Source organism: Endozoicomonas sp. ONNA2 (assembly GCF_024606365.1).
Lineage (GTDB): Bacteria > Pseudomonadota > Gammaproteobacteria > Pseudomonadales > Endozoicomonadaceae > Endozoicomonas.
On record NZ_JAHHPO010000587.1, the window covers coordinates 1 to 3,880 of the forward strand.

General features: G+C 49.4%; 3 protein-coding genes. All 3 read left to right on the forward strand.

What is annotated here, in order from left to right:
• Positions 1-6: 6 nt before the first annotated feature.
• Positions 7-1,296 carry a mannose-1-phosphate guanylyltransferase/mannose-6-phosphate isomerase gene (locus KDK14_RS10295; RefSeq protein ID WP_257265015.1) on the forward strand — a complete coding sequence of 430 codons (1,290 nt, stop codon included), beginning with the start codon at positions 7-9 and terminating at the stop codon, positions 1,294-1,296.
• Positions 1,297-1,404: 108 nt separating this feature from the next.
• A complete protein-coding gene (locus KDK14_RS10300) occupies positions 1,405-2,616 on the forward strand; it encodes a PD-(D/E)XK nuclease family protein (RefSeq protein WP_257265013.1) in 1,212 nt (403 codons plus the stop codon).
• A gap of 57 nt (positions 2,617-2,673) precedes the next feature.
• On the forward strand, positions 2,674-3,880 hold a 1,207-nt coding region (locus tag KDK14_RS10305), incomplete at its 3' end, for a phosphomannomutase CpsG (protein WP_257265014.1).

Here is a 3,880-nt window from a genome sequence, read left to right on the forward strand (position 1 = left end):
GATTCAATTTCTGCCCCGCTGGTGATTGCCAATGAAGAGCACCGTTTCCTGGTGGTGGAGCAGTTCCGGCAGATGGGGCGACAGGCATCAGCAATAATTCTGGAGCCGATTGGCAGAAATACCGCACCTGCGGTTGCGCTGGCAGCGTTAAAAGCGTGGAACCACAAAGGACACGAAGAGCACAAAGAAGAGCCTTTTTTATTGGTGCTTGCTGCGGATCATGTGATTAAGGATGTTGCAGCTTTCCATCAGGCGGTTGAAGCTGCGTTACCTGCGGCCAGAGATGGCAAGCTGGTGACTTTTGGTATCGTTCCTACCCATCCGGAAACCGGGTATGGCTATATCAAGGCCAGTAAAGAGTTAATAGGTAATAGTGAACAGGCCGCTCTGGTAGAAAATTTTGTGGAAAAGCCAAACCTGGAAACGGCTCAGGGCTATCTTGCTTCCGGGGACTATTACTGGAACTCCGGTATGTTCCTATTTAAGGCCTCCCGCTATCTGGAAGAGCTGAACAAATTCCGGCCTGATATTTTGGAAGCCTGTGAAAAGGCTATTGCAATACAAAATGCCGATCTTGATTTTGTTCGTCTGGATGAAGTGGCGTTTAAGGCCTGCCCAGATGAATCCATCGATTACGCGGTAATGGAAAAAACCACCGATGCGGTGGTGGTGCCACTGGATGCAGGCTGGTCCGATGTGGGTTCCTGGACCTCATTGGCAGATATTTGCGATAAGGATGAGTCAGGCAACTCGGTTCAGGGTGACGTTTTGTTGCAGGATACCCGCAACACCTACGTGCGCAGTGAGAAAAAACTGATTGCCACTGTTGGTGTTGATGACCTGGTCATCACCGAAAGCGACGATGCCATTCTGGTGGCCCATAAGGATCGGGTACAGGATGTTAAAAAGATTGTTGACCGGCTGAAAGCAGAAAACCGGACCGAGGTAAAACTGCACCGCAAAGTCTATCGCCCTTGGGGTGCCTATGACTCCATCGATATGGGGGAGCGATTCCAGGTTAAACGTATTACCGTTAAGCCGGGAGCACAGCTCTCCCTGCAAATGCACTATCATCGGGCAGAGCACTGGATTGTGGTGAAGGGTACGGCACTGATCACCAATGGCGATGAAGAAATTCTGCTTACTGAGAATCAGTCTACTTATATCCCTATTGGAACAGTTCACCGTTTGGAAAACCCCGGCAAGTTTGATCTTGAACTGATTGAGGTGCAAAGCGGCGGGTATCTGGGTGAGGATGATATTGTGCGCTTTGAAGATACCTACGGGCGGACTTGATGCGCTGTGGGTTTTGGGTTGTGAGTTATGAGGTATGGGTTTACCCGCATAACTGTTAACTCACAACTCATAACCCATAACCCATAACCCACTCCCAAAGAGGCCAATTTGACCACAGAACATGATACCAGGGAGCAGATACTGACCGATCTGCTTTTCTCTCCGGAAATTGAACAGCTTGAAGGCCTGCTGGGTGGTTTTAATATTTTTGAAGCCATCGGTGCCGTCAATCGGGAGCTGCGCCATAGCGACTTTCTTGCTTACTTATTAGAGCCAGGTCGTCCTCATGGTCTGGGTAGCCAGTTATTACGGGATTTTGTTGTCACCTTTTTTGCCAACTGCAACGGTGATGATTCACCTTCTCTGATTGATGTGGGTTGCTATCAATATGAGAGTTTTACGGTTTATCGGGAATGGAAAAATATTGACCTCCTGATAGTCTCTGAAGTCCATCAACTGGTTATTGCCATCGAAAACAAGATCTGGTCAACAGAGCATTCTAATCAACTGAGCCGTTACCAGGCGCAGGTGGAAGCCCGGTATCCCGGCTATCTGCGATTTTATGGCTTTTTAACGCCTTCAGGGTTACCCCCTGAAAATAATGAAAACTGGCAGCCAATCTCTTATCAGCAGGTTTCTGACCTGATAGCAAAAGTACTGAACCGTAACCGAAGTGCTATGGGGGAGGTGGTTGTCTTTTCATTAGAGCAATATTTGCAAATGTTAGAGAGACATATTTTGGAAGACAGTGAAATCAGCCGGTTATGCCAGAAGATCTATGCCCGGCATCGTCAGGCACTGGATTTGATTTTTGAGCACCGCCCCGATCAGGCCGTGGAGTTAGCCGGATTTCTGAAACAGGCCATTGAAGAACGCAAGGACCTGTTTGACCTGGAGCTGGACCATTGCACGAAAGCCTATATCCGCTTTGCTGTTCGGGCCTGGGATGCCTGGCCCCAACAGAAAATCGGGAATGGCCAGTGGACCAGTAGTGACCGGGTGTTGCTTTTTGAGTTTATCAACCGGGGCGATTATCTGCGGATTGTGCTGATGTTAGGGCCGGGAGACGAACATTTCCGTCAGGCCATGTTTGATTGCGCCAGTGAACATAAGGGCATCTTCTCAGCCGGTAGTCGTAAAGTATTGTCCCCTAAGTATCACCGGCTGTTTAGCAAGAATATTATCCCGAAAGGGAAGTTCAGCGAAGATGATGACTCGCAAACGGTTGAGAACTATATTACCGGGCAACTTGCCACATTTTTTGCGGATGATTTCCCCAGGCTGGTTTCCCATGTGGAATCGGTGCTGACCAGGCTTTGATCCTTCCCGTTATTTCGCATTTCATTTCTCTCTTTTACCGACGATTCGTAACTCCCCATGACAACACTTGCCTGTTTTAAGGCCTACGATATTCGTGGCCGTATGCCTGATGAATTGAATAAAGATATTGCCTGGCGGATTGGCCGGGCGACGGCGGAATTTTTACAGCCCAAAACAATCGTGGTGGGCGGGGATATTCGTCTTTCTACACCGGCACTGAAAGCCGCCCTGAGCGATGGCTTACGGGCAGGTGGTGTGGAGGTGATTGATATTGGTCTGTGTGGCACTGAAGAAGTCTATTTTGCCACTTCGCATCTGAAAGCGGATGGCGGCATTATGGTAACGGCCAGCCATAACCCGAAAGACTATAACGGGATGAAGCTGGTGCGGGAGGAGAGTAAGCCGATTTCTGGGGATACGGGGTTGCGGGAGATTCAGCGGTTGGCTGAGGATGTTTTTGTTCAACCAGACAGAGTTGGTTCTGCGGATATTCCTTTTGGCTCTTATCGAAAGATCAGCAACCTTGCCCCTTATGTGGAGCATATTCTGGGCTATATCAAACCTGCTGAATTGCAGTCTTTGAAACTGGTAGTGAATGCTGGCAATGGTGCTGCCGGGCATGTGATTGATGCCATTGAAGAGCAGTTTAAGGCGACCGCCATGGATGGCGGAAGTGCCTGTTCGGCAGGGAGCATTAACAGGCCGACTGGTGTGCCGGTGGAGTTTGTGAAGATTCACCATGAGCCGGATGGGAATTTCCCCCATGGTATTCCTAACCCGTTATTACACGACTGTAGGCAGGCAACTGTGGATGCGGTGCTTGAGCATAAGGCGGATATGGGGATTGCCTGGGACGGGGATTTTGACCGCTGCTTTCTGTTTGATGAAAAAGGTCAGTTTATTGAGGGGTATTATATTGTCGGGCTGCTGGGTGAGGCGTTTCTGGCTCACTATCCTGGCGCGAAGATTATTCATGATCCACGGTTGACCTGGAATACCATTGACCAGGTATCGGCAGCTGGCGGTGTGCCGGTATTGTGCAAAACCGGTCATGCCTTTATCAAGGAACGGATGCGGGACGAAGATGCTGTGTATGGCAGTGAGATGAGTGCCCACCACTATTTCCGTGACTTTGCTTATTGTGATTCCGGGATGATTCCCTGGTTGTTGGTGGCGGAGTTGATGTCTCACAAGAACAAGGCACTTTCTGAACTGGTGGCAGAGAGAATAGCTTTGTTTCCCTCTTCTGGTGAAATTAACAGCA